The organism is Bacillus sp. FSL L8-0199 (genome assembly GCF_038005705.1).
Taxonomy (GTDB): domain Bacteria; phylum Bacillota; class Bacilli; order Bacillales; family Bacillaceae_G; genus Bacillus_A; species Bacillus_A cereus.
In genome coordinates this window covers 106,495-132,611 of the sequence record NZ_JBBOTS010000001.1, presented here as the reverse complement: position 1 = coordinate 132,611, position 26,117 = coordinate 106,495, and the positions used below count along the sequence as shown (strand labels likewise).

Genomic DNA, 26,117 nt, shown 5'->3' with positions numbered 1-26,117 from the left:
CGCCTCCTCTACTTAGCGTTGGCTTCCATTATTTTTGGAATGGCATACCGAATTGTGTTAAAAGTTCACGAGCTTCTTCATCAGTTTTCGCTGTAGTAACGATTACGATGTCCATACCGCGGACTTTGCTTACTTTATCATAATCAATCTCAGGGAAAATAAGTTGCTCTTTAACACCTAATGTATAGTTTCCACGACCATCGAATGATTTCTTAGAAACACCACGGAAATCACGTACACGTGGTAAAGAAACTGATACTAATTTGTCGAAGAACTCATACATTTGCTCGCCGCGTAAAGTTACTTTCGCACCGATTGGCATACCTTCACGAAGACGGAAACCAGCGATTGATTTTTTAGCACGAGTTACAACAGGTTTTTGACCTGTGATTTGTGTTAATTCTTCTACTGCGTTGTCTAACGCTTTTGAGTTAGATACCGCGTCACCAACACCAGTGTTGATTACGATCTTTTCGATTTTTGGTACCTGCATTACAGATTTATAGTTAAACTTGCTCACTAGAGCAGGAGTAATTTCCTTTTGGAACTTCTCTTTAAGGCGATTCAATGAAGTGACCTCCTTTCTTAAGAAAATTATTTATCTAATAATTCACCAGATTTTTTTGCAATACGAACTTTTTTACCATCTTCTACTTTGAAGCCTACACGAGTAGGTTCACCTGTTTTCGGATCTAAAATCATAACGTTAGAAACGTGAATAGGTGCTTCTTTAGTAATAATTCCACCTTGTGGATTTAATTGAGATGGCTTAGAGTGCTTCTTAACGATATTGACACCCTCAACGATAACACGGTTTTGCTTTGGGAAAGCCACAAGGATAACGCCTTGTTTTCCTTTGTCTTTACCAGTGATTACCTGTACTTTATCACCTTTTTTTACATGCATCTTAATTCTGCACCTCCTTAGCAAGGCAATACCTTAAATTATAGAACTTCTGGAGCTAAAGAAACGATCTTCATGAAGTTGCTATCACGTAATTCACGAGCTACTGGTCCGAAGATACGAGTACCACGTGGGCTCTTATCGTCTTTAATGATAACCGCTGCGTTTTCATCAAATTTGATGTAAGAACCGTCCGGACGACGAGCTCCGCTCTTCGTACGTACCACTACTGCTTTAACAACGTCACCTTTTTTAACAACGCCACCTGGTGTTGCTTGTTTTACCGTAGCAACGATAATGTCACCAATGTTAGCATATTTACGACCAGAGCCGCCTAATACTTTAATTGTTAAAAGTTCACGTGCACCAGAGTTGTCAGCAACTTTCAAACGAGATTCTTGTTGGATCATGTTATGAAACCTCCCTTCGGACTAAAAATTCCGATTCGTCTATTTAGATAATAACCGCTTCTTCAACGATTTCAACTAAACGGAAACGCTTAGTAGCAGAAAGCGGGCGAGTTTCCATGATTTTAACGATATCGCCAAGTTTCGCTTGGTTTTGCTCATCATGGGCTTTGTACTTCTTAGAATACTTAACACGTTTTCCGTACAAGGAATGAGTTTTGTAAGTTTCAACTAAAACTGTAATCGTTTTGTCCATTTTGTCAGACACTACACGACCAGTATAAACTTTGCGTTGGTTACGTTCGCTCACTATGCAAACCTCCCCTCAATTTATCGATTAATTCCGATCTCTCTTTCACGAACTACAGTTTTCATACGAGCAATTGCTTTACGCACTTCACGAATGCGAGTTGGATTCTCTAATTGTCCTGTAGCAAGTTGGAAGCGAAGATTAAACAACTCTTCCTTTAAAGCTTTAACTTTTGTTTCGATTTCGGCAGTGGTTAATTCACGAATATCATTAGTTTTCATTAGATTCACCACCATTTTCTTCACGTTTTACGAATTTACATTTCACAGGTAACTTGTGAGCTGCAAGACGTAATGCTTCGCGTGCTACCTCTTCAGATACACCCGCGATTTCGAACATAATTTTCCCAGGTTTTACTACTGCTACCCAGCCTTCTGGTGCCCCTTTACCGGAACCCATACGTACTTCTAGAGGTTTTGCAGTGTAAGGTTTAGAAGGGAAAATTTTAATCCATACTTTACCGCCACGTTTCATGTAACGAGTCATTGCACGACGAGCAGCTTCGATTTGACGGTTTGTAATCCATGAAGCAGCTTGTGCTTGTAAACCGAATTCACCGAAAGCAATTTCAGTTCCACCTTTAGCACGACCACGCATTTTACCACGATGCTCTCTACGATATTTTACGCGTTTTGGCATTAACATATTATTTTCCTCCTTCCTCAGAAGCTTTCTTTTTTGTAGGAAGGACTTCTCCACGGTAGATCCATACTTTTACGCCTAATTTACCGTATGTTGTATCAGCTTCAACTGCTGCATAGTCAATATCAGCGCGAAGTGTATGAAGTGGAACAGTTCCTTCACTGTAAGATTCTGCACGAGCGATATCAGCTCCGCCAAGACGACCAGAAACCTGTGTTTTAATACCTTTAGCACCTGCACGCATAGCACGTTGAATAACTTGCTTTTGTGCACGACGGAATGATACACGGTTTTCTAATTGACGAGCGATGTTTTCGCCTACTAATTTAGCGTTAAGATCAGCTCTCTTAACTTCTAAAATGTTGATGTGTACACGCTTGCCTGTTAATTGGTTAAGAGCTTTACGAAGTGCTTCAACTTCAGTACCACCTTTACCAATTACCATACCAGGTTTTGCAGTGTGAATTGTAACATTTACACGATTTGCTGCACGTTCGATTTCTACTTTAGCAACAGCAGAATCTTTTAAGCGTACATTAATGTACTCACGGATTTTGATGTCTTCATGTAATAATGTAGCGTAATCTTTCTCAGCGAACCAACGAGATTCCCAGTCACGGATAACGCCGACACGAAGACCAATTGGATTAACCTTTTGACCCATCGATTATCCCTCCTTCTTTTCTGATACCACAACTGTGATGTGGCTTGTGCGTTTGTTAATTTGGCTTGCACGACCCATTGCACGTGGACGGAAACGTTTTAACGTTGGACCTTCGTCAACGAAAACTTTTTCTACAACTAGGTTGTTAATGTCCATCTCATAATTGTGCTCTGCATTTGCGATTGCAGATTTTAAAACTTTTTCTACAACTGGAGAAGCAGTTTTTGGTGTGTGGTTAAGGATAGCAATCGCTTCACCCACTTGCTTACCTCGGATTAAGTCTACTACTAAACGAACTTTACGAGGAGCAATACGAACTGTTCTCGCTACTGCTTTAGCTTGCATTGAAGTGCCTCCTCTCATTATCTTCTAGTTTTCTTATCGTCAGCAAGGTGACCTTTGTACGTACGAGTTGGTGCGAATTCACCTAACTTATGGCCAACCATATCCTCAGTGATGTACACAGGTACGTGTTTACGACCATCATATACAGCGATTGTGTGTCCGATGAACTGAGGGAAGATTGTTGAACGGCGAGACCAAGTTTTAACAACTTGTTTTTGCTCAGATGCAACTAATTTTTCCATTTTGCTCATTAAGTGATCATCGACAAATGGTCCTTTTTTTAAGCTACGAGCCATTTTGGTGCCTCCCTTCGTGATTGGCGTACGGTTCTAGAAATGAACCGTACTACAATCCCATTATTTTTTACGACGACGAACGATGAATTTGTCAGACGCTTTGTTTTTCTTACGAGTCTTGAATCCAAGAGTTGGTTTACCCCATGGAGACATTGGAGACTTACGTCCGATTGGAGAACGTCCTTCACCACCACCGTGTGGGTGATCAACCGGGTTCATTACAGAACCACGAACTGTTGGGCGTTTACCTAACCAGCGAGAGCGACCTGCTTTACCGATTTTGATAAGTTCGTGTTGTTCGTTACCTACTTGACCGATTGAAGCGCGACAAGCAGATAATACAAGACGTACTTCACCAGAAGTTAAACGTACAAGTACGTATTTACCTTCTTTACCAAGTACTTGAGCAGATGTACCAGCAGAACGAACTAATTGTCCGCCACGACCAGGCTTAAGCTCGATGTTATGAACAACAGTACCTACTGGAATGTTGATTAATGGTAATGCGTTACCGATTTTAATGTCAGCTTCTGGGCCAGACATAACTTCCATACCTACTTCTAAAGATTTAGGAGCAAGAATGTAACGTTTTTCACCGTCAACGTAGTTAATTAATGCGATATTCGCAGAGCGGTTTGGATCGTATTCGATCGTAGCAACGCGTCCTGGAATTCCATCTTTGTTACGCTTAAAGTCGATGATACGGTATTGACGCTTATGTCCGCCACCTTGATGACGTACAGTGATTTTACCTTGGTTATTACGACCAGCCTTCTTGCTTAAAGGAGCAAGTAATGACTTTTCGGGTCTATCAGTCGTGATTTCAGCGAAATCATTCGTAGTCATATTACGACGACCGTTAGTAGTTGGATTATACTTTTTGATTCCCATCTCAATTTCCCTCCTTCTTTAGTAAGAATTAAACGCCTTGGAAGATTTCGATTTCTTTGCTGTCAGCAGTTAGCTTAACGATTGCTTTACGACGACGGCTAGTAAAACCAGCGTGACGACCAACGCGTTTTGCTTTCGGCTTGTAGTTCATGATGTTCACTTTTTCTACTTTAACACCAAAGATCGCTTCAAGAGCATCTTTAACTTCTGTTTTATTAGATTTAACGTCCACATCGAACGTGTATTTTTTTTCAGCCATCATTTCCATAGAACGTTCAGTGATAACTGGGCGCTTAATGATATCACGAGGATCTCTCATTATGCAAGCACCTCCTCTACTTTTTCCACTGCCGCTTTTGTCATGATTAGCTTATCATGATGAAGCACGTCTAAAACGTTTACGCCATCAGCAGTGATTACTGTTACTCCAGGGATATTGCGAGCAGATAACTCTACAGATTCGTTTGCATCAGCAGTTACGATAAGAGCTTTCTTCTCAACAGTTAATCCTTTAAGTACTGCTAGCATATCTTTTGTTTTTGGTGCATTTAACACTAGGTCTTCAAGAACTACAATGTTGTTCTCAACTACTTTAGTAGCTAATGCAGATTTGATTGCTAAACGACGAACTTTCTTAGGAAGTTTGTACGCATAGCTTCTTGGTGTAGGTCCGAATACCGTACCACCACCACGCCATTGAGGAGAGCGGATAGACCCTTGACGAGCACGTCCAGTTCCTTTTTGACGCCATGGTTTACGACCACCACCGCGAACTTCAGAGCGAGTTTTTACTTTGTGTGTACCTTGACGTAAAGATGCACGTTGCATCATTACAGCTTCGAAAAGTACAGCTTCATTTGGTTCGATACCGAAAATAGCTTCAGCTAATTCGATTTCACCAACCTGTGAACCAGTTTGGTTATATACAGTAACTTTTGGCATTGGAATTCCTCCTTCCTATTGTGAATTATTTGCTAACCTTCACAGCGCCTTGAACAACTACAAGAGATTTCTTAGCACCTGGAACGTTACCTTTTACTAGTAATAAGTTGCGCTCAGTGTCAACTTGAACGATTTCTAAGTTTTGGATAGTAACTTGGTCTCCACCCATACGTCCAGCAAGTTTTTTGCCTTTGAATACACGGTTCGGAGCAACTGGGCCCATTGAACCTGGACGACGGTGATAGCGAGAACCATGAGACATAGGTCCGCGAGATTGTCCGTGGCGTTTGATAACACCTTGGAAACCTTTACCTTTAGAAATTCCTGTTACATCAACGATTTCACCTGTAGCGAATACGTCAACTTTTACCTCTTGACCAACCTCTAATCCGTCCACGTCTGCATCGCGGATTTCGCGAATGAAGCGCTTAGGAGTTGTAGATGCTTTAGCAGTGTGGCCTTGTTCAGGCTTGTTAGTTAACTTTTCACGTTTATCTTCAAATCCTAACTGGATTGCATTGTAGCCATCAGTTTCAGTTGTTTTCTTTTGAAGAACAACGTTTGGATTAGCAGCGATAACTGTTACTGGGATTAACTCACCATTCTCAGCAAATACTTGAGTCATACCGATCTTTCTTCCTAAGATTCCTTTGGTCATGAGTTACACCTCCTACATTTTTAAGTTATATAAATTATAGTTTGATTTCGATATCTACACCAGATGGTAAGTCTAAACGCATTAATGAATCTACTGTTTGTGGAGTAGGACTCACGATGTCGATTAGACGTTTGTGCGTGCGCATTTCGAATTGCTCACGAGAATCTTTGTACTTATGAACAGCACGAAGAATTGTGTAAACAGTTTTTTCAGTTGGTAATGGGATCGGACCAGAAACTGTTGCCCCAGAACGCTTAGCTGTTTCTACAATTTTCTCAGCTGACTGATCAAGAATACGGTGATCGTAAGCTTTTAAACGGATACGAATTTTTTCTTTTGCCATTATTTTCCCTCCTTCGTTCGCCTATTTCTAAAATAGACCTTCTCCATGGAAATTTCCCCACACCATGCCATGGCAAAGCGGCCGGGTGTGTCAGCAACCTTCCACTTCATCGCAGTCAAAGACCAACATTGTTTATTATACAATGTTATTCGTCTAGATGCAAGCATCTTTTTGTTTGCATCTGCTTTTCTCTACTTTTGCTATTATACATGGCACTTTAAAGAATTTCAAGTTTTCATCTAACAGAATTCATTTTACAGTTTCTGGATTATCTTTTATTGTTTTTATATTACTATAGAAGAAACTCGTCAAAACAAAAAAAACACTCTCTTCTCCCTTATATAAACGCAAACAAAAAACCTAAGGGAAAATCCCTTAGGTTTTTTTATATCAGTTAAGATTACTCAACGATAGTAGCAACTACACCGTAACCTACTGTACGTCCACCTTCACGAATAGAGAATTTAGTTCCCTCTTCGATAGCGATTGGAGCGATAAGTTCGATAGTCATTTCGATGTTGTCACCAGGCATTACCATTTCAGTACCTTCTGGTAATTGGATGATACCAGTTACGTCAGTTGTACGGAAGTAGAACTGAGGACGGTAGTTAGCGAAGAATGGAGTGTGACGTCCACCTTCTTCTTTAGATAATACGAAAACTTCAGCTTTGAATTTAGCGTGAGCTTTTACAGAACCGCTTTTTGCAAGTACTTGTCCACGTTGGATGTCTTCACGAGCAACCCCACGAAGTAAAGCACCGATGTTGTCTCCAGCTTGAGCTTGGTCAAGAAGTTTACGGAACATCTCTACACCAGTTACAGTTGTAGAAGCATTTTCTTCAGCAAGACCGATGATTTCTACTACGTCACCAACTTTAACGATACCGCGCTCAACACGACCAGTAGCAACTGTACCACGACCTGTGATAGAGAATACGTCCTCTACAGGCATTAAGAATGGTTTGTCAGTTTCACGTTCTGGAGTTGGGATGTAAGCATCAACTTCAGCCATTAATTCAATGATTTTTGCTTCCCAATCAGCTTCTCCTTGAAGAGCTTTAAGAGCAGAACCTTTGATTACAGGAATGTCGTCGCCTGGGAATCCGTATTCAGATAATAGGTCGCGAACTTCCATTTCTACTAATTCTAATAATTCTTCGTCATCTACCATGTCGCATTTGTTTAAGAATACAACGATGTAAGGAACACCTACTTGACGAGAAAGAAGGATGTGCTCACGTGTTTGAGGCATTGGGCCATCAGCAGCAGATACTACTAAGATACCGCCGTCCATTTGAGCAGCACCAGTGATCATGTTTTTAACATAGTCAGCGTGACCTGGGCAGTCAACGTGTGCATAGTGACGAGTTTCAGTTTCGTACTCAACGTGTGCAGTTGAGATTGTGATACCGCGCTCTCTTTCTTCTGGAGCAGCATCGATTTGATCGTATCCGCGTGCTTCAGCACCACCAGCTTTTGCAAGAACTGTAGTGATCGCAGCAGTTAATGTAGTTTTACCATGGTCAACGTGGCCGATTGTACCGATGTTAACATGGGGTTTAGAACGTTCGAATTTAGCTTTAGCCATTCTAAATTCCTCCTTAGTTTATATAGGTTATTTTATATTTAGACTAGAAAGCGAAACTTACGTCCCACTTTCTAAGCTTACATAAGTAGTTATACTTGAACAATCGATAAAAATCAATTATTCACCTTTATTTTTTTTGATAATTTCTTCAGAAACAGACTTTGGTACTTCTTCATAGTGGTCAAACACCATAGAGAATGTTCCGCGTCCTTGAGTGTTAGAACGTAATGACGTTGCATAACCGAACATTTCAGAAAGTGGAACCATAGCGCGAACAACTTGTGCGTTACCGCGAGCTTCCATACCTTCTACACGTCCACGACGAGATGTTACGTCACCCATAATGTCACCCATGTACTCTTCAGGAATTACAACTTCAACTTTCATCATTGGCTCAAGAATTACTGGGCTACATTTAGAAACCGCAGCTTTAAGTGCCATAGATGCAGCGATTTTGAACGCCATCTCAGATGAATCGACATCATGGTAAGATCCGTCAACTAATGCAGCTTTAATGTCAACTAGTGGATAACCAGCTAGTACACCATTTTTAAGTGCATCTTCAAGACCTGCTCCAACAGCTGGGATGTATTCACGAGGAACTACACCACCGACGATCTTGTTTTCGAATTCGAATCCTTTACCTTCTTCGTTAGGTTCAAACTCAATCCAAACGTGACCGAATTGTCCACGACCACCAGATTGACGAGCGAACTTACCTTCAACTTTCGCAGCAGCGCGGAAAGTCTCACGGTATGCTACCTGAGGAGCACCAACGTTTGCTTCCACTTTGAATTCACGGCGCATACGGTCAACGATGATATCAAGGTGAAGTTCACCCATACCAGCGATGATAGTTTGGCCAGTTTCTTGGTCAGTGTGAGCACGGAATGTTGGATCTTCTTCAGAAAGCTTAGATAATGCTGTACCCATCTTATCTTGGTCAGCTTTAGATTTTGGTTCGATAGCTACAGAGATAACTGGCTCTGGGAATTCCATAGACTCAAGGATAACAAGGCTCTTCTCGTCACAAAGAGTATCACCAGTAGTAGTATCTTTTAAACCTACAGCAGCAGCGATATCACCAGCGTAAACTGTTGAAATCTCTTCACGGCTGTTAGCGTGCATTTGTAGGATACGACCTACACGCTCACGCTTACCTTTAGTTGAGTTTTTCACGTATGATCCAGAGTTTAACACACCAGAGTACACACGGAAGAACGTTAACTTACCAACATAAGGGTCAGTCATGATTTTGAATGCTAAAGCTGCGAATGGTTCTTCATCGCTAGACTTACGTTCTACTTCTTCATCTGTATCCGGTAGAGTACCTTTAATAGCAGGTACATCTAGTGGAGATGGAAGGTAGTCGATAACTGCGTCTAACAGAATTTGAACACCTTTGTTTTTGAATGCAGAACCACAGATTACTGGGAAGAATTCTACAGAAGTTGTAGCCTTACGGATACCAGCTTTAAGCTCTTCTACAGTGATTTCTTCACCTTCTAGGTACTTCATCATCATTTCTTCATCAAGCTCAGCTACCGCTTCAATAAGTTTTCCACGGTATTCTTCAGCTAATTCTTTGTGCTCTTCAGGAATTTCAACACGTTGAATGTCTGTTCCTAAATCGTTACCGTACATGTAAGCACACTCTTCAACAAGGTCAATGATACCATTGAACTCATCTTCAGCACCGATTGGTAACTGAATTGGATGTGCGTTTGCTTGTAAACGATCGTGGATTGTTCCTACAGAGTATAAGAAATCTGCACCGATCTTATCCATTTTGTTAACGAATACGATACGAGGTACGCCGTAAGTAGTAGCCTGACGCCAAACAGTTTCTGTTTGTGGTTCTACACCAGATTGCGCATCAAGTACTGCTACAGCGCCATCAAGTACGCGTAAAGAACGTTCTACTTCTACTGTGAAATCTACGTGTCCTGGAGTATCAATGATGTTTACACGATGACCTTTCCATTGTGCTGTAGTTGCAGCAGAAGTAATTGTGATACCACGCTCTTGCTCTTGCTCCATCCAGTCCATCTGAGATGCACCTTCGTGAGTTTCACCGATTTTATGAATACGTCCTGTGTAGTACAGAATACGCTCAGTTGCTGTTGTTTTACCAGCATCGATGTGAGCCATGATACCAATATTACGAGTGTTTTCTAAAGAGAACTCTCTTGCCATTTGGTGTCTTGCTCCTTCCATATATGGATTGGATTTTTTTATTTTAAGTAGCAAAAAAGCCACTTTATATTGTTACACATGTCAGTATGTCCAGTACTCTCATTATGTAAAACGAGCGCCCGATGAAAGGGAGAGGCATTCTCCCTCTCCACACTTCCATAAGCGACAAATAAAGCGGTTTATGCTTACATTTATTTTACGTTGAATCCTACCAACGGTAATGAGCAAATGCTTTGTTAGCTTCTGCCATTTTATGAGTGTCTTCACGTTTCTTAACAGATGCACCAGCGTTGTTAGCTGCATCTAAGATTTCGTTAGCAAGACGCTCTTCCATAGTTTTTTCACCACGAAGACGAGCGTAGTTTACTAACCAACGAAGACCTAAAGTTGTACGGCGTTCTGGACGAACCTCAACTGGAACTTGGTAGTTAGCACCACCAACACGACGAGCGCGTACTTCAAGAACAGGCATGATGTTCTTAAGAGCTTGCTCGAATACTTCCATTGGCTCTTTACCAGTACGTTCGTTTACGATATCGAACGCATTATAAAGAATTGTTTGAGATTTACCTTTTTTACCGTCAACCATCATTTTGTTGATAAGGCGTGTTACTAGCTTAGAATTGTACATTGGATCTGGTAACACGTCACGTTTCGCAACAGGTCCTTTACGAGGCATATTGAGTTCCTCCTTTCATTTTAAAGTTATTATTTTTTAGCAGGTTTTGGTCTCTTAGTACCATATTTAGAACGTCCTTGCATACGTTTGTCAACACCAGCTGTGTCAAGCGCACCACGAACGATGTGGTAACGTACCCCCGGTAAATCCTTTACACGACCACCGCGAATTAATACTACGCTATGCTCTTGTAGGTTATGACCGATACCTGGGATGTAAGCTGTAACCTCGATACCGTTTGTTAAACGTACACGAGCGTATTTACGTAACGCTGAGTTAGGTTTCTTTGGAGTCATTGTACCAACACGAGTACATACACCACGTTTTTGAGGTGCAGAGATATCAGTTGATTTTTTCTTTAAAGAGTTAAAACCTTTGTTTAACGCAGGTGATTTAGATTTCCATACTTTATCAGTACGACCATTTCTCACTAATTGGTTAATAGTAGGCATTTGATTATCCTCCCTTCGCATGTTTGTATGACCACATATCCAGGTGGTTCATTATTAGTTGAAAACAAAGTTTTTGCAAGGAAGAGCAAATGCTCTCTCCTCACAAAAACAGTTTTAACTTATTATTCCTATTGCTGAAGCTCCCACTTGAATCCCCGAAGCTTTACCAAGCTTACGAACTGATTCAACTTTTGTTATGGGCACGTTATATTGCATTGCAACACGAATGATAGCATGGGTTAACCGCATGTCAGCATCCTCTGCGATGACAACTTCTTTAACTGTACCATTTTTGATTGCTTCCAATGTGCGTTTATGACCAACGACTACATTTTCAGCAGTTGATACTTTTTGATAAGACATATAAATATCCTCCAAAGCATCGTTCAGGAGCAACCTTGATTATAGTAACATTTTGACTCATACAATGTCAACTAAGATTAATTGTTTTTATACAAAATTTATACCGGAAAATTTTACTGTTCCACATAAACCTCATCGTTTTCTACATTCATGTCATCTTGTGTTGTTTTTACAAGATCCACTTTGCGATAACGATTCATACCTGTTCCAGCAGGAACAAGTTTACCGATAATAACATTTTCTTTTAATCCTAGAAGTTCATCGCGTTTACCCTTAATTGCTGCATCAGTTAAGACACGAGTTGTTTCTTGGAACGATGCTGCAGATAAGAATGAATCTGTTTCAAGTGAAGCTTTTGTAATACCAAGTAGAACAGGTCTAGCCGTTGCTGGTTGCTTACCTTGCAGTAAGACCTTAGCATTCGCATCAGTAAACTGATGGATATCTAGTAATGTTCCTGGTAATACATCTGTTTCACCTGCATCACTTACACGAACTTTACGTAACATTTGACGTACCATTACTTCTACGTGTTTGTCACCAATTTCTACCCCTTGCATACGGTATACTTTTTGAACTTCACGTAATAAGTATTCTTGAACCGCCGTAATGTCCGTTACTTTTAGTAATTCTTTCGGATCAATAGAACCTTCTGTTAACTCTTTACCGTGGCTAATTGGCTGTCCTGGAGTTACTTTCAGACGAGCACCGTAAGGAATAGCATACGTACGAGCTTCAACTTCACCCTGCACAACTACTTCTTGGCGATCTTTAACGTCGTTGATCGCTGCGATAACACCGTCGATTTCACTGATAACTGCCTGACCTTTCGGATTACGAGCTTCGAAAATCTCTTGGATACGAGGTAAACCTTGAGTGATATCATCTCCGGCAACCCCACCTGTATGGAATGTACGCATCGTTAACTGTGTACCTGGCTCACCGATAGATTGAGCTGCGATAATACCTACCGCTTCTCCTACTTCTACGTCTGTTCCAGTTGCTAAGTTACGACCGTAACACTTCTTACATACACCGTGGCGAGTGTTACACGTAAACGCTGAACGAATGTTTACAGTTTCAACACCCGAATTTTCAACGATATGAGCAATATCTTCAGTAATTAATTGATTTTCAGCAACTAATACTTCACCTGTTTCAGGATGTTTTACAGTTTTTCTTGCAAAACGTCCAACAAGACGATCATATAATGACTCGATAACTTCATTACCCTCTTTAATCGCACCAATTAATAAACCGCGATCTGTTCCACAATCATCTTCACGAACGATTACATCTTGTGCAACGTCAACAAGACGACGTGTTAAGTAACCAGAATCGGCAGTTTTAAGTGCTGTATCGGCAAGACCTTTACGCGCACCATGCGTAGAGATGAAGTACTCAAGTACTGTTAAACCTTCACGGAAACTCGATTTGATTGGAAGTTCGATGATACGACCAGATGGATTGGCCATAAGACCACGCATACCAGCAAGCTGAGTAAAGTTAGATGCGTTACCACGGGCACCTGAGTCACTCATCATGAAGATTGGGTTGCGTTTATTCAAGGATTTCATCAGTTTTCCTTGGATAACATCTTTTGCATTACTCCAAATAGAGATAACGCGATCGTAACGTTCTTCTTCCGTGATTAAACCGCGACGGAATTGTTTAATTACATTATCTACTTTTGCTTGTGCTTCGTGGAGAATTTCATCTTTTTCGCCTAATACAAGAATGTCAGATACCCCAACTGTAATACCAGCTTTTGTAGAGTACTTGAATCCTAAGTTTTTCATACGGTCAAGCATGCGAGACGTTTCTGTAATTTGGAAACGTTTGAACACTTCCGCAATGATGTTACCAAGGATCTTCTTGCTAAATGGCGCCACTTCTTCGCGACTAGCAATAATTTCTTTAATGTTCGCACCTTTTTCAACGAAATATTTCGCTGGTGTTTCTTTTTCAAGGTTTGAATTTGTTGGTTCATTAATATAAGGGAACGACTCTGGTAAGATTTCGTTAAATATTAATTTACCAACTGTTGTTAATAGAAGCATACTCTTTTGCTCTTCAGTAAATGTTGCGTTGTTTACTGCACTTGCAGCTACTGCAACACGTGTATGAAGATGAACATATCCATTTTGATATGCAAGCAATGCTTCGTTTGCATCTTTAAAGACCATACCTTCACCGATTGCACCTTCACGCTCAAGTGTTAAGTAATAGTTACCTAATACCATATCCTGAGATGGAGTAACAACTGGTTTACCGTCTTTCGGGTTCAAGATGTTTTGTGCCGCTAACATAAGAAGACGAGCTTCAGCTTGAGCTTCTGATGATAAAGGTACGTGAACGGCCATTTGGTCACCGTCAAAGTCCGCGTTGTATGCAGTACATACAAGTGGGTGTAGACGGATTGCGCGACCTTCTACTAATGTAGGTTCAAACGCCTGGATACCAAGACGGTGAAGTGTTGGTGCGCGGTTTAGAAGTACTGGATGTTCTTTAATCACAGACTCTAAAACGTCCCAAACTTCAGGTTGTACACGCTCGATTTTACGTTTCGCACTCTTAATGTTATGTGCTAATCCTTTTTCAACTAACTCTTTCATTACGAAAGGTTTGAACAGTTCAAGCGCCATTTCTTTTGGTAATCCACATTGATACATCTTTAAGTTCGGTCCTACAACGATTACAGAACGACCAGAGTAGTCAACACGTTTACCTAATAAGTTTTGACGGAAACGTCCTTGTTTACCTTTAAGCATGTGAGATAGTGATTTTAATGGACGATTACCTGGTCCAGTAACTGGACGGCCACGACGACCATTATCGATTAATGCGTCTACAGCTTCTTGTAACATACGTTTTTCGTTTTGAACGATGATGCTTGGTGCACCTAAGTCCAATAGACGTTTTAAACGATTGTTACGGTTAATTACACGACGGTATAAGTCGTTTAAGTCAGAAGTAGCAAAACGTCCACCGTCTAACTGTACCATTGGGCGTAGTTCTGGTGGGATTACTGGTAGAACATCTAAGATCATCCAAGACGGTTCATTTCCAGAGTTACGGAATGCTTCTAATACTTCTAGACGTTTAATAGCACGAGTACGGCGTTGTCCTTGTGCTGTTTTTAATTCTTCTTTTAAGAAGTCTACTTCTTTATCTAAATCGATGTCTTGTAGTAGCTTTTTAATTGCTTCTGCACCCATAGCAGCTTGGAATGTGCTACCATATCGATCACGATATGCACGGTATTCTTTTTCAGAAAGTAATTGCTTCTTATCAAGTGGTGTATCTCCACTTTCTGTTACAACATAAGAAGCGAAATAAATTACTTCTTCAAGCGCGCGAGGGGACATGTCTAAGACAAGTCCCATGCGGCTCGGGATACCTTTGAAATACCAAATATGAGATACAGGAGCAGCTAATTCGATATGACCCATACGTTCACGACGTACTTTTGCACGCGTTACTTCAACGCCACATCGATCACAAACTACACCTTTATAACGTACACGTTTGTATTTTCCGCAATGACATTCCCAGTCCTTTTGTGGTCCGAAAATACGCTCACAGAACAAGCCATCTTTTTCAGGCTTTAACGTACGATAGTTAATAGTTTCTGGTTTCTTAACTTCACCGTATGACCAAGAACGAATCTTGTCAGGTGAAGCAAGTCCAATCTTCATATATTCAAAGTTATTTACATCTATCAAGGGGCCTACCTCCCTTTTAGTCTACAGGTTATCCCAATTATTCCTTAGTTGTCTCAACTTCGACATTCAATTTATCTGCTGATTGATGATCATCGTCATCTTCTGTATCACGCATTTCAATTTCTGTATCGTCGCTAGACATCATTTTAACGTCCATACCTAAACTTTGCAGCTCTTTAATCAATACTTTGAATGATTCAGGAACGCCTGGTTCTGGAACATTTTCGCCTTTAACAATTGCTTCATAAGTCTTAACACGTCCAACAACATCATCAGACTTCACTGTTAAGATTTCTTGAAGAGTATAAGCAGCACCGTATGCTTCAAGTGCCCAAACCTCCATCTCACCGAAACGCTGTCCACCGAACTGAGCTTTACCTCCAAGAGGTTGCTGCGTTACAAGTGAGTATGGTCCAGTAGAACGAGCATGAAGTTTATCGTCAACCATGTGCGCAAGTTTGATCATATACATGACACCAACAGATACGCGGTTATCGAATGGTTCACCAGTACGTCCGTCATACAGGATTGTTTTCGCGTCATTTGCCATACCAGCTTCTTCAATTGTGCCCCAAACATCTTCCTCACGAGCACCATCAAATACTGGTGTTGCAATGTGAATGCCAAGGTATCTTGCTGCCATACCAAGATGAAGTTCTAATACCTGACCGATATTCATACGAGATGGTACCCCTAATGGGTTTAACATGATATCGATTGGCGTACCGTCTGGTAAGTAAGGCATATCTTCTTCTGGTAAAATACGAGAAATAACACCTTTGTTACCGTGACGTCCGGCCATCTTGTCACCTTCAGAGATTTTACGTTTTTGAACGATATATGCACGTACAAGTTGATTCACACCTGGTGGTAATTCATCGCCATCTTCACGGTTGAATACTTTTACGTCTAAGATAATACCGCCACCACCGTGTGGTACACGTAGTGATGTATCACGTACTTCACGTGCTTTTTCTCCAAAGATAGCATGTAATAGACGTTCTTCAGCTGTTAATTCTGTTACACCTTTAGGTGTTACTTTACCAACAAGTAAATCTCCATCTTTTACTTCAGCACCAACGCGAATGATACCGCGCTCGTCAAGGTTACGTAATGCGTCTTCCCCAACGTTTGGAATGTCACGTGTAATTTCTTCTGGTCCAAGCTTCGTATCACGAGCTTCTGATTCATATTCTTCAATATGAATAGAAGTGTACACATCATCTTTTACAAGGCGCTCACTCATGATGATCGCATCCTCGTAGTTATAACCGTCCCAAGTCATGAAGCCAACAAGCACGTTACGTCCAAGTGCTAGTTCACCTAATTCCATAGAAGGACCATCCGCAAGGATTTCACCTTTTACAACTTCATTTCCAACACTTACGATTGGACGTTGGTTGTAACAAGTTCCTTGGTTAGAACGAATGAATTTTTGCATTTTGTAGCGATCTAAGTCGCCTTTTACTGTTTGACCGTCAACTTCTACATAGCGACGTACCCAAACTTCACGTGCTTCTACGCGCTCAACAACACCAGGATGTTTACAGATTACTGCAGCACCTGAGTCTTTTGCTGATACGTACTCCATACCTGTACCTACAATCGGAGATTCCGGATTCATTAACGGAACCGCCTGACGTTGCATGTTCGCTCCCATAAGTGCGCGGTTAGAGTCATCGTTTTCTAAGAACGGAATACAAGCTGTCGCTGCCGACACTACTTGTTTTGGAGATACATCCATGTAGTCGATGCGTTCTCTATTTGTGACAATGTTTTCACCACGGAAACGAGCTACGATATCTTCACTTAGGAATTCACCTTCGTCAGATAATTTCATATTCGCTTGGGCTACAACATAGTTATCTTCTTCATCTGCTGTTAAGTAATCAACATGCCCTGTTACAAGACCAGTTTCTGGGTCAACACGACGGTATGGTGTTTCAATGAAACCAAACTCATTTACTTTCGCGAACGAAGATAATGAGTTAATCAAACCGATGTTTGGTCCCTCTGGTGTTTCAATCGGACACATACGACCGTAGTGGGAGTAATGAACGTCACGCACTTCAAAGCCTGCGCGCTCACGCGTTAAACCACCAGGTCCTAATGCAGATAGTCTTCGTTTGTGAGTTAACTCTGCTAATGGGTTTGTTTGGTCCATAAACTGAGATAACTGAGAACTTCCGAAGAACTCTTTAATAGATGCAATAACAGGACGAATATTAATTAGTGCCTGTGGTGTAATTGCATTTGTATCTTGGATCGACATTCTCTCACGAACAACACGTTCCATACGAGAAAGACCGATACGGAATTGATTTTGTAATAGTTCTCCAACAGAACGCAGACGACGGTTTCCTAAATGGTCAATATCATCTGTATCCCCTACTTTGTATAGTAGGTTGAAGAAGTAACTGATAGAAGCAAGGATATCACCTGGTGTGATGTGTTTCACATCACGAGTAATGTTTGCATTACCAATTACATTAATTACGCGTTCGCCTTCCGACTCAGGAGCATAAATCTTAATAGATTGCAGCTCAACATCGCCTTCTACCACTCCACCCATTGGTTTCGCTGTTTTGAATCCAATGTTTTTCTCTAAGTAAGGTAAAATGCGATCAAGTGTACGACGATCTAAGATTGTTCCTTCTGCCGCTAAAATTTCACCAGTTTCTGGATCCACTAATGTTTCAGCTAAACGTTGATTAAACAACCTGTTTTTAATGTGTAACTTCTTGTTGATCTTATAGCGACCTACATTTGCTAAATCGTAGCGCTTTGGATCGAAGAAACGAGACACAAGTAAGCTCTTAGCATTTTCTACTGTTGGTGGTTCACCAGGACGTAGACGCTCATAAATTTCAAGCAATGCTTTTTCTGTGCTATCTGTGTTGTCTTTTTCTAATGTGTTGCTTAAGTATTCGTTATCACCTAAAAGCTCGGTGATTTCTTGATCAGAGCCAAACCCTAATGCGCGTAACAAAACAGTTACAGGAAGTTTACGCGTACGGTCAATACGCACATATACAACATCCTTAGCATCTGTCTCATACTCTAACCAAGCTCCGCGGTTTGGAATTACAGTAGCAGTAAAACCACGTTTTCCGTTTTTATCCACTTTGCCACTATAGTATACGCTTGGAGAGCGAACTAACTGGGAAACGATAACACGTTCTGCACCGTTAATTACGAATGTTCCAGTCTCTGTCATGAGTGGGAAATCTCCCATGAACACATCTTGTTCTTTTACTTCACCAGTTTCCTTGTTGATTAGACGCACTTTTACACGAAGTGGTGCTGCATACGTCACATCACGCTCTTTGCATTCGTCTACAGAGTATTTAGGTTCACCTAAGCTGTAGTCGATAAATTCAAGCGATAGATTTCCCGTAAAGTCTTCAATCGGAGAAATGTCTTGGAACATTTCTCGCAAACCCTCATCAAGAAACCACTGATAAGAAGAGGTTTGAATTTCGATAAGATTTGGTAACTCTAATACTTCACTAATACGGGCATAACTTCTTCGTTGGCGGTGGCGTCCGTATTGAACTAGTTGACCTGTCAACTGCTTCACCCCTCAAATCATGAGTATTATAAATGCACAAAAAAATTTGTGCAAAATCACAAATAAATACAACTACTGCTATTAGCGTAGTCTCTTTCTCTTAAAGATAAATACGTTGAGTCTTTCTACCTGCTCAAAAAAGAAAAATGGCTTCTATAAGAAAACCATCATTCTGTTTCATAATCTGCTGATTTTACTATCTTTTCCAAGAGAAACAAAAATATACATCTTTCTCAACGCAGAAAATCATATATTGGCATTGTATAATGTTAACATAGCCAAAAATAACCGTCAACGTTTTTTTGATTTTATGATATAATATCCTTTTTTCTTTTCTACAACCTCAACTTCAGAAAATACTTCTTCTAGTTTTTTTAGCGCAGACGGTGCACCTTGTTTCTTTTGAATAACAACCCAAAGTTCTCCACCCGGAACTAAATACTCCACAGCTTTTTCTAAAATCTCATGTACGATATCTTTACCCGCACGAATTGGAGGGTTAGATAGAATAGCAGCATACTTACCATCTACATTTTCATAGACGCTACTTTGAAAAATACGTATATTCTCGATTTTGTTATTAGCGGCGTTTTCTTTCGCAAGCCCAAGTGCCCTCTCGTTCACATCCACCATGTGAACTTCACGACCTTGAAACTCTTTCGCTAACGACAAACCAATAGGACCGTATCCGCAACCTACGTCTAATATATCACCTTTAATATCTGGCATTTGAAACGCTTCAATTAAAAGACGGGAACCAAAGTCCACTTCGTTTTTCGAGAACACCCCATGGTCAGATAAGAAAGTAAATCGAGATCCACGAAGGGCAAACTCCCATCGCTTACGATCACTTTTACTAGAAGGGTCGTTAGAAAAATAATGGTCTGCCATATGGCCACCTCTTTTCTTTACAGTTAAAAAAAAAGCTCGCATGAGAGCGAGCTTTTTTTAAAGCATCAAAAGTTAATTACTTAACTTCTACAGCAGCGCCAACTTCTTCAAGTTTAGCTTTGATTTCTTCAGCTTCTTCTTTAGCAGCAGCTTCTTTGATTACTTTTGGAGTGTTGTCAACTAATTCTTTAGCTTCTTTTAAGCCAAGACCAGTGATTTCACGAACAACTTTGATAACTTTGATTTTTTGTGCACCAGCGCTAGTTAGTTCCACATCAAATTCAGTTTTCTCAGCAGCAGCTTCTCCAGCGCCACCAGCAACAGCTACAGGAGCAGCAGCAGTTACGCCGAATTCTTCCTCGATAGCTTTTACTAAGTCGTTAAGTTCTAATACAGTCATAGATTTAACTGCTTCAATGATTTGTTCTTTAGTCATTGTAAATATCCTCCCTTAAATAGGTTTGTATTGTTTTATCGATAATACGTAATTATCTTTTAAAAAATTAAGCGCCTTGCTCTTCCTTTTGGTCTGCAACTGCTTTAGTAGCAAGTGCAAGGTTACGGATTGGAGCTTGAAGAACGCTAAGAAGCATAGAAAGTAAGCCTTCACGTGATGGAAGAGTAGCGATTGCTTTAACCTCATCAAGTGTTACAAGTTTACCTTCGATTACGCCCGCTTTAATTTCTAAAGCTTCATGATCTTTAGCGAAGTCGTTTAATACTTTCGCAGGAGCAACTACATCCTCGTTACTGAACGCGATTGCGTTTGGTCCTGTTAAGAATTCATTTAACTCAGCCATTTCAGCAGATTCTGCAGCACGACGAGTTAGAGAGTTTTTGTAAACTTTGAACTCAACGCCAGCTTCACGTAATTGCTTACGTAATTCTGTTGCTTCAGAAACTGTTAAACCACGGTAGTCAACAACGATTGTAGATTTACTAGCGCGAAGTTTGTCCGCGATTTCAGTTACAACTTGTTGTTTAGTTTCGATTACTTTGCTCATGTTATTACACCTCCTGTAGATTATATAGAAGATGTACCGAAAGTGCACTAAAAACCTCCATGCCCAACTTGTAGACATGGAGGCATATAGTCACAGAAAAAAGATTCCGCTTCGTATATTAACACCTAGGTAGGAAATTAAGTCTATTGACACCTACTGTCTACGGTACACTAATTAAATTCACAACATAAATGATTATATTAAAACTTCTTTATGAAGTCAACTTCCAAAATTTACGCTAATGTAGAAACGTCTACACGTACGCCAGGTCCCATTGTAGAAGCAACTGTTACGTTCTTCATGTAAGTACCTTTTGCAGCAGCTGGCTTAACTTTTTGTAAAGTGTCAGCAATTGTTTTGAAGTTTTCTACTAATTTAGCATCTTCGAAAGATACTTTACCGATTGGAACGTGGATGTTACCAGCTTTATCAACGCGGTATTCAACTTTACCAGCTTTGATTTCGTTAACAGCTTTAGTTACATCGAAAGTAACTGTTCCAGTTTTAGGGTTTGGCATTAAACCTTTAGGTCCTAATACGCGACCAAGTTTACCAACTTCACCCATCATGTCAGGAGTTGCTACTACTACATCGAAATCGAACCAACCTTGTTGGATTTTACCGATGTAATCAGTATCGCCTACGAAGTCAGCTCCAGCAGCTTCAGCTTCTTTAGCTTTTTCACCTTTAGCAAATACTAATACACGTTGTACTTTACCAGTACCGTGTGGAAGAACAACTGCGCCACGGATTTGTTGGTCAGCTTTCTTAGGGTCAACACCTAAACGGAATGCAGCTTCTACAGTTGCATCAAATTTAGCTGTGTTTGTTTTCTTTACTAATTCTACTGCTTCTGTTGCAGAGTAAGCAGCTGCACGATCAACAAGCTTTGCAGCTTCTACGTACTTTTTACCTCTTTTAGCCATTTTTATTTCCTCCTCGAATGTGGTTTTAGCGGAATAACCTCCCACGTTTACGCCTGTTTTCAGGTATAACCTGAGGATGAGCGCCATCCATTTATTTAAAAACGATAATCATTTACGATAATAAAGGTTGCGAATTGGAATTCCAGACCCGCAACCTTTTTTAAAAACAAATCGAATTAGTCTTCGATAACGATGCCCATACTGCGTGCAGTACCTTCAACCATACGCATTGCAGCTTCTACGCTAGCAGCGTTTAGGTCAGGCATTTTAGTTTCAGCGATTTCGCGTACTTTATCACGCTTAACAGTTGCCACTTTATTACGGTTTGGTTCACCAGAACCAGACTCAATACCAGCTACTTTCTTAAGAAGAACAGCAGCAGGAGGAGTTTTAGTAATGAAAGTGAATGAACGGTCCTCAAATACCGTAATTTCAACAGGGATGATAAGACCAGCTTGATCTGCTGTACGAGCGTTAAACTCTTTACAGAAGCCCATGATGTTAACACCTGCTTGTCCTAATGCTGGACCAACTGGTGGAGCTGGGTTAGCTTTACCTGCAGGAATTTGAAGCTTTACCATTTTAATTACCTTTTTAGCCACGAGACACACCTCCTTAAGTCCGTGATGTGGTCAATTGGACAGTGATTTGCCCTCCCACGTCATATTTTATCTGTAAGGATAAAATCTTTCAAAAAACGTCTCCGATAACGAAGACGTACTGACTTAAAAGATATTATCACTTTTTACAATTCATTTCAAGTTTCATTTTATAATTTTTCAATTTGATGGAAGTCAAGTTCAACTGGAGTCTCGCGACCAAACATGTCCACAAGCACGCTAACCTTTTTCTTCTCCACATCAATTTCTTCAATAGCACCTGTATAATCTGCGAATGGCCCCTCATTTACACGTACTGTCTCATGAAGTTCAAAGTCGAAATCAACCACTTCGTTGTCCATTCCCATATGTTTCATAATGGTAACAACTTCCTCTTCTAATAGAGGTGATGGTTTAGATCCAGAACCAGAAGAACCAACGAACCCAGTTACACCTGGCGTGTTACGTACAACATACCAAGAGTCATCAGTCATGATTAATTCTACTAATACATAACCTGGGAACACTTTTCTTTTCATTAATTTTTCTTTTCCGTTTTTCATTTCTACTTCTACTTCTTCCGGGACAACAACACGGAAAATTTTATCTTGCATACCCATTGATTCTACACGTTTCTCTAGGTTTGCTTTTACTTTATTTTCATATCCAGAATAAGTATGGACAACATACCAACTTTTTTCCATTCATTTAGGACGAGCGTCCTTCCCTCCCTGACGTACATTTTTTTGCGCAAATGAAAAAACCCGTTCACCGGGCTTTTACACAGTTCTTATAAATAACATTATATCATGGATAAGTGCTTCTTATTCAAGAATTAACCAAGAATTAACCGAATTAAAGAAGAAATGCCCATATCAACTACTGCGAAGAAAATCGCAAAGAACACAACTGTAGCAACAACAGTCGCTGTTGAGCGGAGTAATTCATCTTTTTTAGGCCAACTTACTTTTTTCATTTCGCGACCTACATCGCCGAAAAAGTTCGTTAAACGCATCTGCGGGACCTCCAGTGTATTATTTCAATTATTTATTTTGTTTCCTTGTGAACTGTATGCTGATTGCATGTTTTACAAAACTTTTTTATTTCAAGTCGCTCTATTGAGCTCGTATCTTTCATAGTAGAGTAGTTTCGATTTTTACACTCTTCACATGAGAGTACAACTTTTTTCCTCATTAGTTACACCAACCTTGTAACATTATGTCCCTAAAAATGTATCATACAATAAAAGACAATGTCAATGACATGCATTTTGTACTCTCTACAAAAGAAAACAGGTGATTTATTTTACACCTGCAGCACTTGTTACTTCTTATGAATTTAAAGTTGTACTTTCTCTCATTTCCATATATCGTTCCAATTTCCTCTTTACTCGTTGTAAAGCGTTATCAATAGATTTCACATGCCTGTTTAACTGTTCTGAAATCTCTTGATAAGAACGACCATCTAAATATAAAGAAAGCACTTTTCTTTCTAAATCGCTTAATAATTCAGATATTTTTGATTCTATGTCTGTATATTCTTCCTGGCTAATGATCATCTCTTCAGGATCAGTCACCTTCGCTTCAGAAATAACATCCAATAACGTTCGATCAGATTCCTCATCGTAAATCGGCTTATCTAAAGACACATACGAATTTAAAGGAATATGTTTTTGTCTTGTTGCCGTTTTAATAGCGGTAATAATTTGTCGAGTGATACATAGTTCAGCAAATGCTTTGAATGAAGACAGCTTGTCCTCTTTATAATCACGAATTGCTTTAAACAACCCTATCATACCTTCTTGAACAATGTCTTCTCGATCGGCACCCACTAAAAAGTAAGATCTTGATTTCGCACGAACAAAGTTCTTATACTTGTGAATTAAATATTCTAGAGCGTCAGTATTACCTTTTCGAACTAACTCAACGATTGCCTCATCCTCTAAATCACGAAATGTAACGTCGCCTATACTTACGAAGCCTGCTTCCACCTTGATCCCTCCGACCGCTATTTATTTAGCAATATTATACAGTAAAAAGATAAAGAGCGTCAATGCTTCAACGCTCTCCTCTTCTTAATTTTTCTAATTTTTCTGTAATATCCTTACTAAATATCTTTCGCATGGCAGGCTGCTGTTCTTTCGCGTCTTTTGTACGCCTTCTTACTTGTTGTTCCATCGCTTGTACTTCCAACTCTAATTCACGCGCAGATTTTCGAAGGGCACCTTGCCCAAATATAACCCATTGTTCTGTATAATCAGAAGTCGCAACATATATTTGTGTATTTATATTTCTAAGCTCTATTGCAAGTTGCTCTATCTTTTCGTCTGCAGTTTGATTCTTTCGTGTGAATATTACTTCTACACGAGATTGTTTCATCTTTTTTTCAATACCATGGACTGTATAGGCATCAAAGACTATCATCACTTTTGTGCCTGTATAACCTTGATAATCCGCCATCTTATCAATAAGCGCATCTCTTGATGATTGTAAATCTACATCCCGCAGTTTCTTCAAATCTCCCCAAGCTCCGATAATGTTGTAACCGTCAACGATTAAAATATCGTTCATTTTTTATTTACCAATTTCGTGACGTTTACGATATACCTCATACATTAACAAACTTGCGGCTACTGAAGCATTTAAGGATGTAACTTTACCAACCATCGGTAGAGTGATTAAGAAATCACACTTTTCACCAATAATACGACTCATACCTTTTCCTTCACTACCAATTACTAATCCAATCGGCATTGTACCATCTAAATTACGGTAATCCGTTTTCCCTTTGGCATCTGTACCAGCAATCCAAAGTCCACGCTCTTTTAATTCATCAATTGTACGAGATAAGTTTGTTACGCGCGCAACAGGAATGTATTCAATCGCTCCTGTTGATGCTTTCGCAACTGATGCTGTAAGTCCCACAGCTCTTCTCTTCGGAATAATAATTCCATGAGCTCCTGTTGCATCAGCAGTACGCATAATAGAACCTAGGTTATGCGGATCTTCAATCTCATCTAAAATCAAGAAGAACGGATCTTCATTACGTTTTTCTGCCACTTTGAATAAATCTTCTAACTCTGCATACTGATATGCAGCTACTTGAGCAATTACACCTTGATGATTACCCTCAACTAATTGATCTAACTTTTTCTTTGGTGCATGTTGTAAAATAATCTTATTTTCTTTCGCTAACGCTAGTACAATTTGTACTTGTCCTTTGGCAGCACCTTCTGCGATCCAAATTTTATTAATATCTCTCCCTGATCTTAACGCTTCAATTACAGGGTTACGTCCGATAATATATTCACTAGTCATGATGATGTGCCCCCTTCCTTTTCTTCTAAAACTGCAATTGCCTTATATACAATTTCGTCTAATCTTTCACGATTATTTAATAAATGATGATAACCAATTAGTGCTTCAAAGGCTGTACTATGTCGATATGTTTGTACATCCGTATTTTTCGGAACTGTACCTGAATTTGCATTACGCCCTCTTCTTAATACCGCCTCTTCTTCCTCTGTCAAAAATGCCGTCTCTAATAAATGATAAACAACTTTCGCCTGTGCTTTTGCTGAAACAAAGCTCGTCCCTAAGCGATGTAATTGATTAGGGCGAACTTTTCCTTTTTGAAGGAGGTGATAGCGGATATATTGTTCATATACCGCATCACCCATATACGCTAACGCCAAGCTGTTTAATTGCTTTGCATCAATCATC

33 protein-coding genes and 1 other annotated feature are annotated in these 26,117 nt (G+C 40.1%); all 33 genes read right to left on the bottom strand.

All coding sequences use genetic code 11. The features are described from left to right. Nucleotides 1-28: 28 nt before the first annotated feature. Nucleotides 29-568: a 50S ribosomal protein L5 gene (gene rplE, locus NST86_RS00730; protein ID WP_001080831.1), complete on the bottom strand. Its 540-nt coding sequence runs from the start codon at nt 566-568 to the stop codon at nt 29-31. Between the two features lie 26 nt (nt 569-594). Continuing rightward, on the bottom strand, nt 595-906 hold the full coding sequence (rplX, locus tag NST86_RS00725) for a 50S ribosomal protein L24 (protein ID WP_000558200.1): 312 nt from the start codon (nt 904-906) through the stop codon (nt 595-597). A gap of 38 nt (nt 907-944) precedes the next feature. Continuing rightward, nucleotides 945-1,313: a 50S ribosomal protein L14 gene (rplN, locus tag NST86_RS00720; RefSeq protein ID WP_000615912.1), complete on the bottom strand. Its 369-nt coding sequence runs from the start codon at nt 1,311-1,313 to the stop codon at nt 945-947. A gap of 43 nt (nt 1,314-1,356) precedes the next feature. Further along, nucleotides 1,357-1,620, bottom strand: a complete 264-nt coding sequence (gene rpsQ, locus NST86_RS00715; RefSeq protein WP_000004106.1) for a 30S ribosomal protein S17 — start codon at nt 1,618-1,620, stop codon at nt 1,357-1,359. Between the two features lie 20 nt (nt 1,621-1,640). After that, nucleotides 1,641-1,841: a 50S ribosomal protein L29 gene (gene rpmC, locus NST86_RS00710; protein WP_000855718.1), complete on the bottom strand. Its 201-nt coding sequence runs from the start codon at nt 1,839-1,841 to the stop codon at nt 1,641-1,643. Continuing rightward, nucleotides 1,831-2,265, bottom strand: coding sequence for a 50S ribosomal protein L16 (gene rplP, locus NST86_RS00705; protein ID WP_000928969.1), 435 nt, complete (start codon nt 2,263-2,265; stop codon nt 1,831-1,833). Before rplP ends, rpmC begins: the two co-directional genes overlap by 11 nt. A 1-nt stretch (nt 2,266) precedes the next feature. Beyond that, nucleotides 2,267-2,926 carry a 30S ribosomal protein S3 gene (rpsC, locus tag NST86_RS00700; protein ID WP_000529956.1) on the bottom strand — a complete coding sequence of 220 codons (660 nt, stop codon included), beginning with the start codon at nt 2,924-2,926 and terminating at the stop codon, nt 2,267-2,269. A gap of 3 nt (nt 2,927-2,929) precedes the next feature. After that, the gene (gene rplV, locus NST86_RS00695; protein WP_001148024.1) at nt 2,930-3,271 is read right to left on the bottom strand and encodes a 50S ribosomal protein L22; all 342 of its coding nucleotides are present in this window, start codon (nt 3,269-3,271) and stop codon (nt 2,930-2,932) included. 17 nt (nt 3,272-3,288) lie between these two features. Beyond that, the gene (gene rpsS, locus NST86_RS00690; RefSeq protein ID WP_000124454.1) at nt 3,289-3,567 is read right to left on the bottom strand and encodes a 30S ribosomal protein S19; all 279 of its coding nucleotides are present in this window, start codon (nt 3,565-3,567) and stop codon (nt 3,289-3,291) included. 60 nt (nt 3,568-3,627) lie between these two features. Next, nucleotides 3,628-4,458: a 50S ribosomal protein L2 gene (gene rplB, locus NST86_RS00685; protein ID WP_000511583.1), complete on the bottom strand. Its 831-nt coding sequence runs from the start codon at nt 4,456-4,458 to the stop codon at nt 3,628-3,630. Between the two features lie 28 nt (nt 4,459-4,486). After that, nucleotides 4,487-4,777, bottom strand: a complete 291-nt coding sequence (rplW, locus tag NST86_RS00680) for a 50S ribosomal protein L23 (protein WP_001205558.1) — start codon at nt 4,775-4,777, stop codon at nt 4,487-4,489. Beyond that, complete coding sequence (gene rplD, locus NST86_RS00675; protein WP_001127258.1) at nt 4,777-5,400, bottom strand: 50S ribosomal protein L4; 624 nt, start codon at nt 5,398-5,400, stop codon at nt 4,777-4,779. Before rplD ends, rplW begins: the two co-directional genes overlap by 1 nt. 25 nt (nt 5,401-5,425) lie before the next feature. Further along, a complete protein-coding gene (gene rplC / locus NST86_RS00670) occupies nt 5,426-6,058 on the bottom strand; it encodes a 50S ribosomal protein L3 (RefSeq protein ID WP_000160207.1) in 633 nt (210 codons plus the stop codon). A 34-nt stretch (nt 6,059-6,092) separates the two neighbouring features. Further along, on the bottom strand, nt 6,093-6,401 hold the full coding sequence (gene rpsJ / locus NST86_RS00665; RefSeq protein ID WP_001040596.1) for a 30S ribosomal protein S10: 309 nt from the start codon (nt 6,399-6,401) through the stop codon (nt 6,093-6,095). 400 nt (nt 6,402-6,801) lie between these two features. Then, the gene (gene tuf, locus NST86_RS00660; RefSeq protein ID WP_001029614.1) at nt 6,802-7,989 is read right to left on the bottom strand and encodes an elongation factor Tu; all 1,188 of its coding nucleotides are present in this window, start codon (nt 7,987-7,989) and stop codon (nt 6,802-6,804) included. A 117-nt stretch (nt 7,990-8,106) separates the two neighbouring features. Next, nucleotides 8,107-10,185 (bottom strand): elongation factor G, encoded by a 2,079-nt coding sequence (fusA, locus tag NST86_RS00655; protein ID WP_000090370.1) that lies wholly within the window; start codon nt 10,183-10,185, stop codon nt 8,107-8,109. A gap of 208 nt (nt 10,186-10,393) precedes the next feature. Then, complete coding sequence (rpsG, locus tag NST86_RS00650) at nt 10,394-10,864, bottom strand: 30S ribosomal protein S7 (protein ID WP_001137491.1); 471 nt, start codon at nt 10,862-10,864, stop codon at nt 10,394-10,396. Nucleotides 10,865-10,893: 29 nt separating this feature from the next. Further along, a complete protein-coding gene (rpsL, locus tag NST86_RS00645; RefSeq protein ID WP_001142341.1) occupies nt 10,894-11,316 on the bottom strand; it encodes a 30S ribosomal protein S12 in 423 nt (140 codons plus the stop codon). A 114-nt stretch (nt 11,317-11,430) separates the two neighbouring features. Continuing rightward, nucleotides 11,431-11,679 (bottom strand): 50S ribosomal protein L7ae-like protein, encoded by a 249-nt coding sequence (locus tag NST86_RS00640; RefSeq protein ID WP_000121837.1) that lies wholly within the window; start codon nt 11,677-11,679, stop codon nt 11,431-11,433. A gap of 113 nt (nt 11,680-11,792) precedes the next feature. After that, a complete protein-coding gene (gene rpoC, locus NST86_RS00635) occupies nt 11,793-15,404 on the bottom strand; it encodes a DNA-directed RNA polymerase subunit beta' (RefSeq protein WP_000567939.1) in 3,612 nt (1,203 codons plus the stop codon). 37 nt (nt 15,405-15,441) lie between these two features. Beyond that, complete coding sequence (rpoB, locus tag NST86_RS00630) at nt 15,442-18,975, bottom strand: DNA-directed RNA polymerase subunit beta (protein ID WP_000147553.1); 3,534 nt, start codon at nt 18,973-18,975, stop codon at nt 15,442-15,444. Nucleotides 18,976-19,266: 291 nt separating this feature from the next. Further along, nucleotides 19,267-19,866 (bottom strand): class I SAM-dependent methyltransferase, encoded by a 600-nt coding sequence (locus NST86_RS00625; protein ID WP_061663736.1) that lies wholly within the window; start codon nt 19,864-19,866, stop codon nt 19,267-19,269. A 76-nt stretch (nt 19,867-19,942) separates the two neighbouring features. After that, a complete protein-coding gene (gene rplL / locus NST86_RS00620) occupies nt 19,943-20,302 on the bottom strand; it encodes a 50S ribosomal protein L7/L12 (protein ID WP_000159736.1) in 360 nt (119 codons plus the stop codon). Between the two features lie 67 nt (nt 20,303-20,369). Continuing rightward, nucleotides 20,370-20,870: a 50S ribosomal protein L10 gene (rplJ, locus tag NST86_RS00615; protein ID WP_000048716.1), complete on the bottom strand. Its 501-nt coding sequence runs from the start codon at nt 20,868-20,870 to the stop codon at nt 20,370-20,372. A gap of 39 nt (nt 20,871-20,909) precedes the next feature. Then, nucleotides 20,910-21,054: a sequence feature (ribosomal protein L10 leader region), on the bottom strand. Between the two features lie 49 nt (nt 21,055-21,103). Continuing rightward, nucleotides 21,104-21,796, bottom strand: coding sequence for a 50S ribosomal protein L1 (gene rplA / locus NST86_RS00610; protein ID WP_001987630.1), 693 nt, complete (start codon nt 21,794-21,796; stop codon nt 21,104-21,106). Between the two features lie 176 nt (nt 21,797-21,972). Beyond that, on the bottom strand, nt 21,973-22,398 hold the full coding sequence (gene rplK, locus NST86_RS00605; RefSeq protein WP_001085872.1) for a 50S ribosomal protein L11: 426 nt from the start codon (nt 22,396-22,398) through the stop codon (nt 21,973-21,975). A 167-nt stretch (nt 22,399-22,565) separates the two neighbouring features. Next, complete coding sequence (gene nusG, locus NST86_RS00600; protein WP_000415794.1) at nt 22,566-23,099, bottom strand: transcription termination/antitermination protein NusG; 534 nt, start codon at nt 23,097-23,099, stop codon at nt 22,566-22,568. Between the two features lie 131 nt (nt 23,100-23,230). Beyond that, nucleotides 23,231-23,410, bottom strand: a complete 180-nt coding sequence (gene secE / locus NST86_RS00595) for a preprotein translocase subunit SecE (RefSeq protein ID WP_001241323.1) — start codon at nt 23,408-23,410, stop codon at nt 23,231-23,233. Between the two features lie 32 nt (nt 23,411-23,442). Beyond that, nucleotides 23,443-23,589, bottom strand: a complete 147-nt coding sequence (gene rpmG / locus NST86_RS00590; RefSeq protein WP_014481927.1) for a 50S ribosomal protein L33 — start codon at nt 23,587-23,589, stop codon at nt 23,443-23,445. 136 nt (nt 23,590-23,725) lie between these two features. Further along, a complete protein-coding gene (locus NST86_RS00585; RefSeq protein WP_000387193.1) occupies nt 23,726-24,385 on the bottom strand; it encodes an RNA polymerase sporulation sigma factor SigH in 660 nt (219 codons plus the stop codon). A gap of 67 nt (nt 24,386-24,452) precedes the next feature. Then, complete coding sequence (locus NST86_RS00580) at nt 24,453-24,965, bottom strand: NYN domain-containing protein (RefSeq protein WP_000997885.1); 513 nt, start codon at nt 24,963-24,965, stop codon at nt 24,453-24,455. Nucleotides 24,966-24,968: 3 nt separating this feature from the next. Next, on the bottom strand, nt 24,969-25,712 hold the full coding sequence (gene rlmB / locus NST86_RS00575; protein WP_000200237.1) for a 23S rRNA (guanosine(2251)-2'-O)-methyltransferase RlmB: 744 nt from the start codon (nt 25,710-25,712) through the stop codon (nt 24,969-24,971). After that, nucleotides 25,709-26,116: a Mini-ribonuclease 3 gene (locus tag NST86_RS00570; RefSeq protein WP_000564261.1), complete on the bottom strand. Its 408-nt coding sequence runs from the start codon at nt 26,114-26,116 to the stop codon at nt 25,709-25,711. Before NST86_RS00570 ends, rlmB begins: the two co-directional genes overlap by 4 nt. Nucleotide 26,117 lies beyond the last annotated feature (1 nt).

Excerpts from the sequence above, each read along its gene's own strand:
- secE (WP_001241323.1), bottom strand. The coding sequence starts at position 23,410 with ATGCGTTTAACGAACTTTTTCGGCGATGTAGGTCGCGAAATGAAAAAA.
- rplB (WP_000511583.1), bottom strand. The coding sequence starts at position 4,458 with ATGGGAATCAAAAAGTATAATCCAACTACTAACGGTCGTCGTAATATG.
- rpsL (WP_001142341.1), bottom strand. The coding sequence starts at position 11,316 with ATGCCTACTATTAACCAATTAGTGAGAAATGGTCGTACTGATAAAGTA.
- NST86_RS00580 (WP_000997885.1), bottom strand. The coding sequence starts at position 24,965 with ATGAACGATATTTTAATCGTTGACGGTTACAACATTATCGGAGCTTGG.
- rpmC (WP_000855718.1), bottom strand. The coding sequence starts at position 1,841 with ATGAAAACTAATGATATTCGTGAATTAACCACTGCCGAAATCGAAACA.
- rpsG (WP_001137491.1), bottom strand. The coding sequence starts at position 10,864 with ATGCCTCGTAAAGGACCTGTTGCGAAACGTGACGTGTTACCAGATCCA.
- NST86_RS00640 (WP_000121837.1), bottom strand. The coding sequence starts at position 11,679 with ATGTCTTATCAAAAAGTATCAACTGCTGAAAATGTAGTCGTTGGTCAT.
- rpsS (WP_000124454.1), bottom strand. The coding sequence starts at position 3,567 with ATGGCTCGTAGCTTAAAAAAAGGACCATTTGTCGATGATCACTTAATG.
- fusA (WP_000090370.1), bottom strand. The coding sequence starts at position 10,185 with ATGGCAAGAGAGTTCTCTTTAGAAAACACTCGTAATATTGGTATCATG.
- rplV (WP_001148024.1), bottom strand. The coding sequence starts at position 3,271 with ATGCAAGCTAAAGCAGTAGCGAGAACAGTTCGTATTGCTCCTCGTAAA.
- nusG (WP_000415794.1), bottom strand. The coding sequence starts at position 23,099 with ATGGAAAAAAGTTGGTATGTTGTCCATACTTATTCTGGATATGAAAAT.
- rpmG (WP_014481927.1), bottom strand. The coding sequence starts at position 23,589 with ATGAGGAAAAAAGTTGTACTCTCATGTGAAGAGTGTAAAAATCGAAAC.
- rlmB (WP_000200237.1), bottom strand. The coding sequence starts at position 25,712 with ATGACTAGTGAATATATTATCGGACGTAACCCTGTAATTGAAGCGTTA.
- rplC (WP_000160207.1), bottom strand. The coding sequence starts at position 6,058 with ATGACCAAAGGAATCTTAGGAAGAAAGATCGGTATGACTCAAGTATTT.
- rplL (WP_000159736.1), bottom strand. The coding sequence starts at position 20,302 with ATGACTAAAGAACAAATCATTGAAGCAGTTAAATCTATGACTGTATTA.
- rplW (WP_001205558.1), bottom strand. The coding sequence starts at position 4,777 with ATGAGAGATCCTCGTGATATCATTAAGCGCCCAGTTATCACTGAACGT.
- rplD (WP_001127258.1), bottom strand. The coding sequence starts at position 5,400 with ATGCCAAAAGTTACTGTATATAACCAAACTGGTTCACAGGTTGGTGAA.
- rplJ (WP_000048716.1), bottom strand. The coding sequence starts at position 20,870 with ATGAGCAAAGTAATCGAAACTAAACAACAAGTTGTAACTGAAATCGCG.
- rplA (WP_001987630.1), bottom strand. The coding sequence starts at position 21,796 with ATGGCTAAAAGAGGTAAAAAGTACGTAGAAGCTGCAAAGCTTGTTGAT.
- rpsC (WP_000529956.1), bottom strand. The coding sequence starts at position 2,926 with ATGGGTCAAAAGGTTAATCCAATTGGTCTTCGTGTCGGCGTTATCCGT.
- NST86_RS00570 (WP_000564261.1), bottom strand. The coding sequence starts at position 26,116 with ATGATTGATGCAAAGCAATTAAACAGCTTGGCGTTAGCGTATATGGGT.
- NST86_RS00625 (WP_061663736.1), bottom strand. The coding sequence starts at position 19,866 with ATGGCAGACCATTATTTTTCTAACGACCCTTCTAGTAAAAGTGATCGT.
- rpsJ (WP_001040596.1), bottom strand. The coding sequence starts at position 6,401 with ATGGCAAAAGAAAAAATTCGTATCCGTTTAAAAGCTTACGATCACCGT.
- rplP (WP_000928969.1), bottom strand. The coding sequence starts at position 2,265 with ATGTTAATGCCAAAACGCGTAAAATATCGTAGAGAGCATCGTGGTAAA.
- rplX (WP_000558200.1), bottom strand. The coding sequence starts at position 906 with ATGCATGTAAAAAAAGGTGATAAAGTACAGGTAATCACTGGTAAAGAC.
- tuf (WP_001029614.1), bottom strand. The coding sequence starts at position 7,989 with ATGGCTAAAGCTAAATTCGAACGTTCTAAACCCCATGTTAACATCGGT.
- rplN (WP_000615912.1), bottom strand. The coding sequence starts at position 1,313 with ATGATCCAACAAGAATCTCGTTTGAAAGTTGCTGACAACTCTGGTGCA.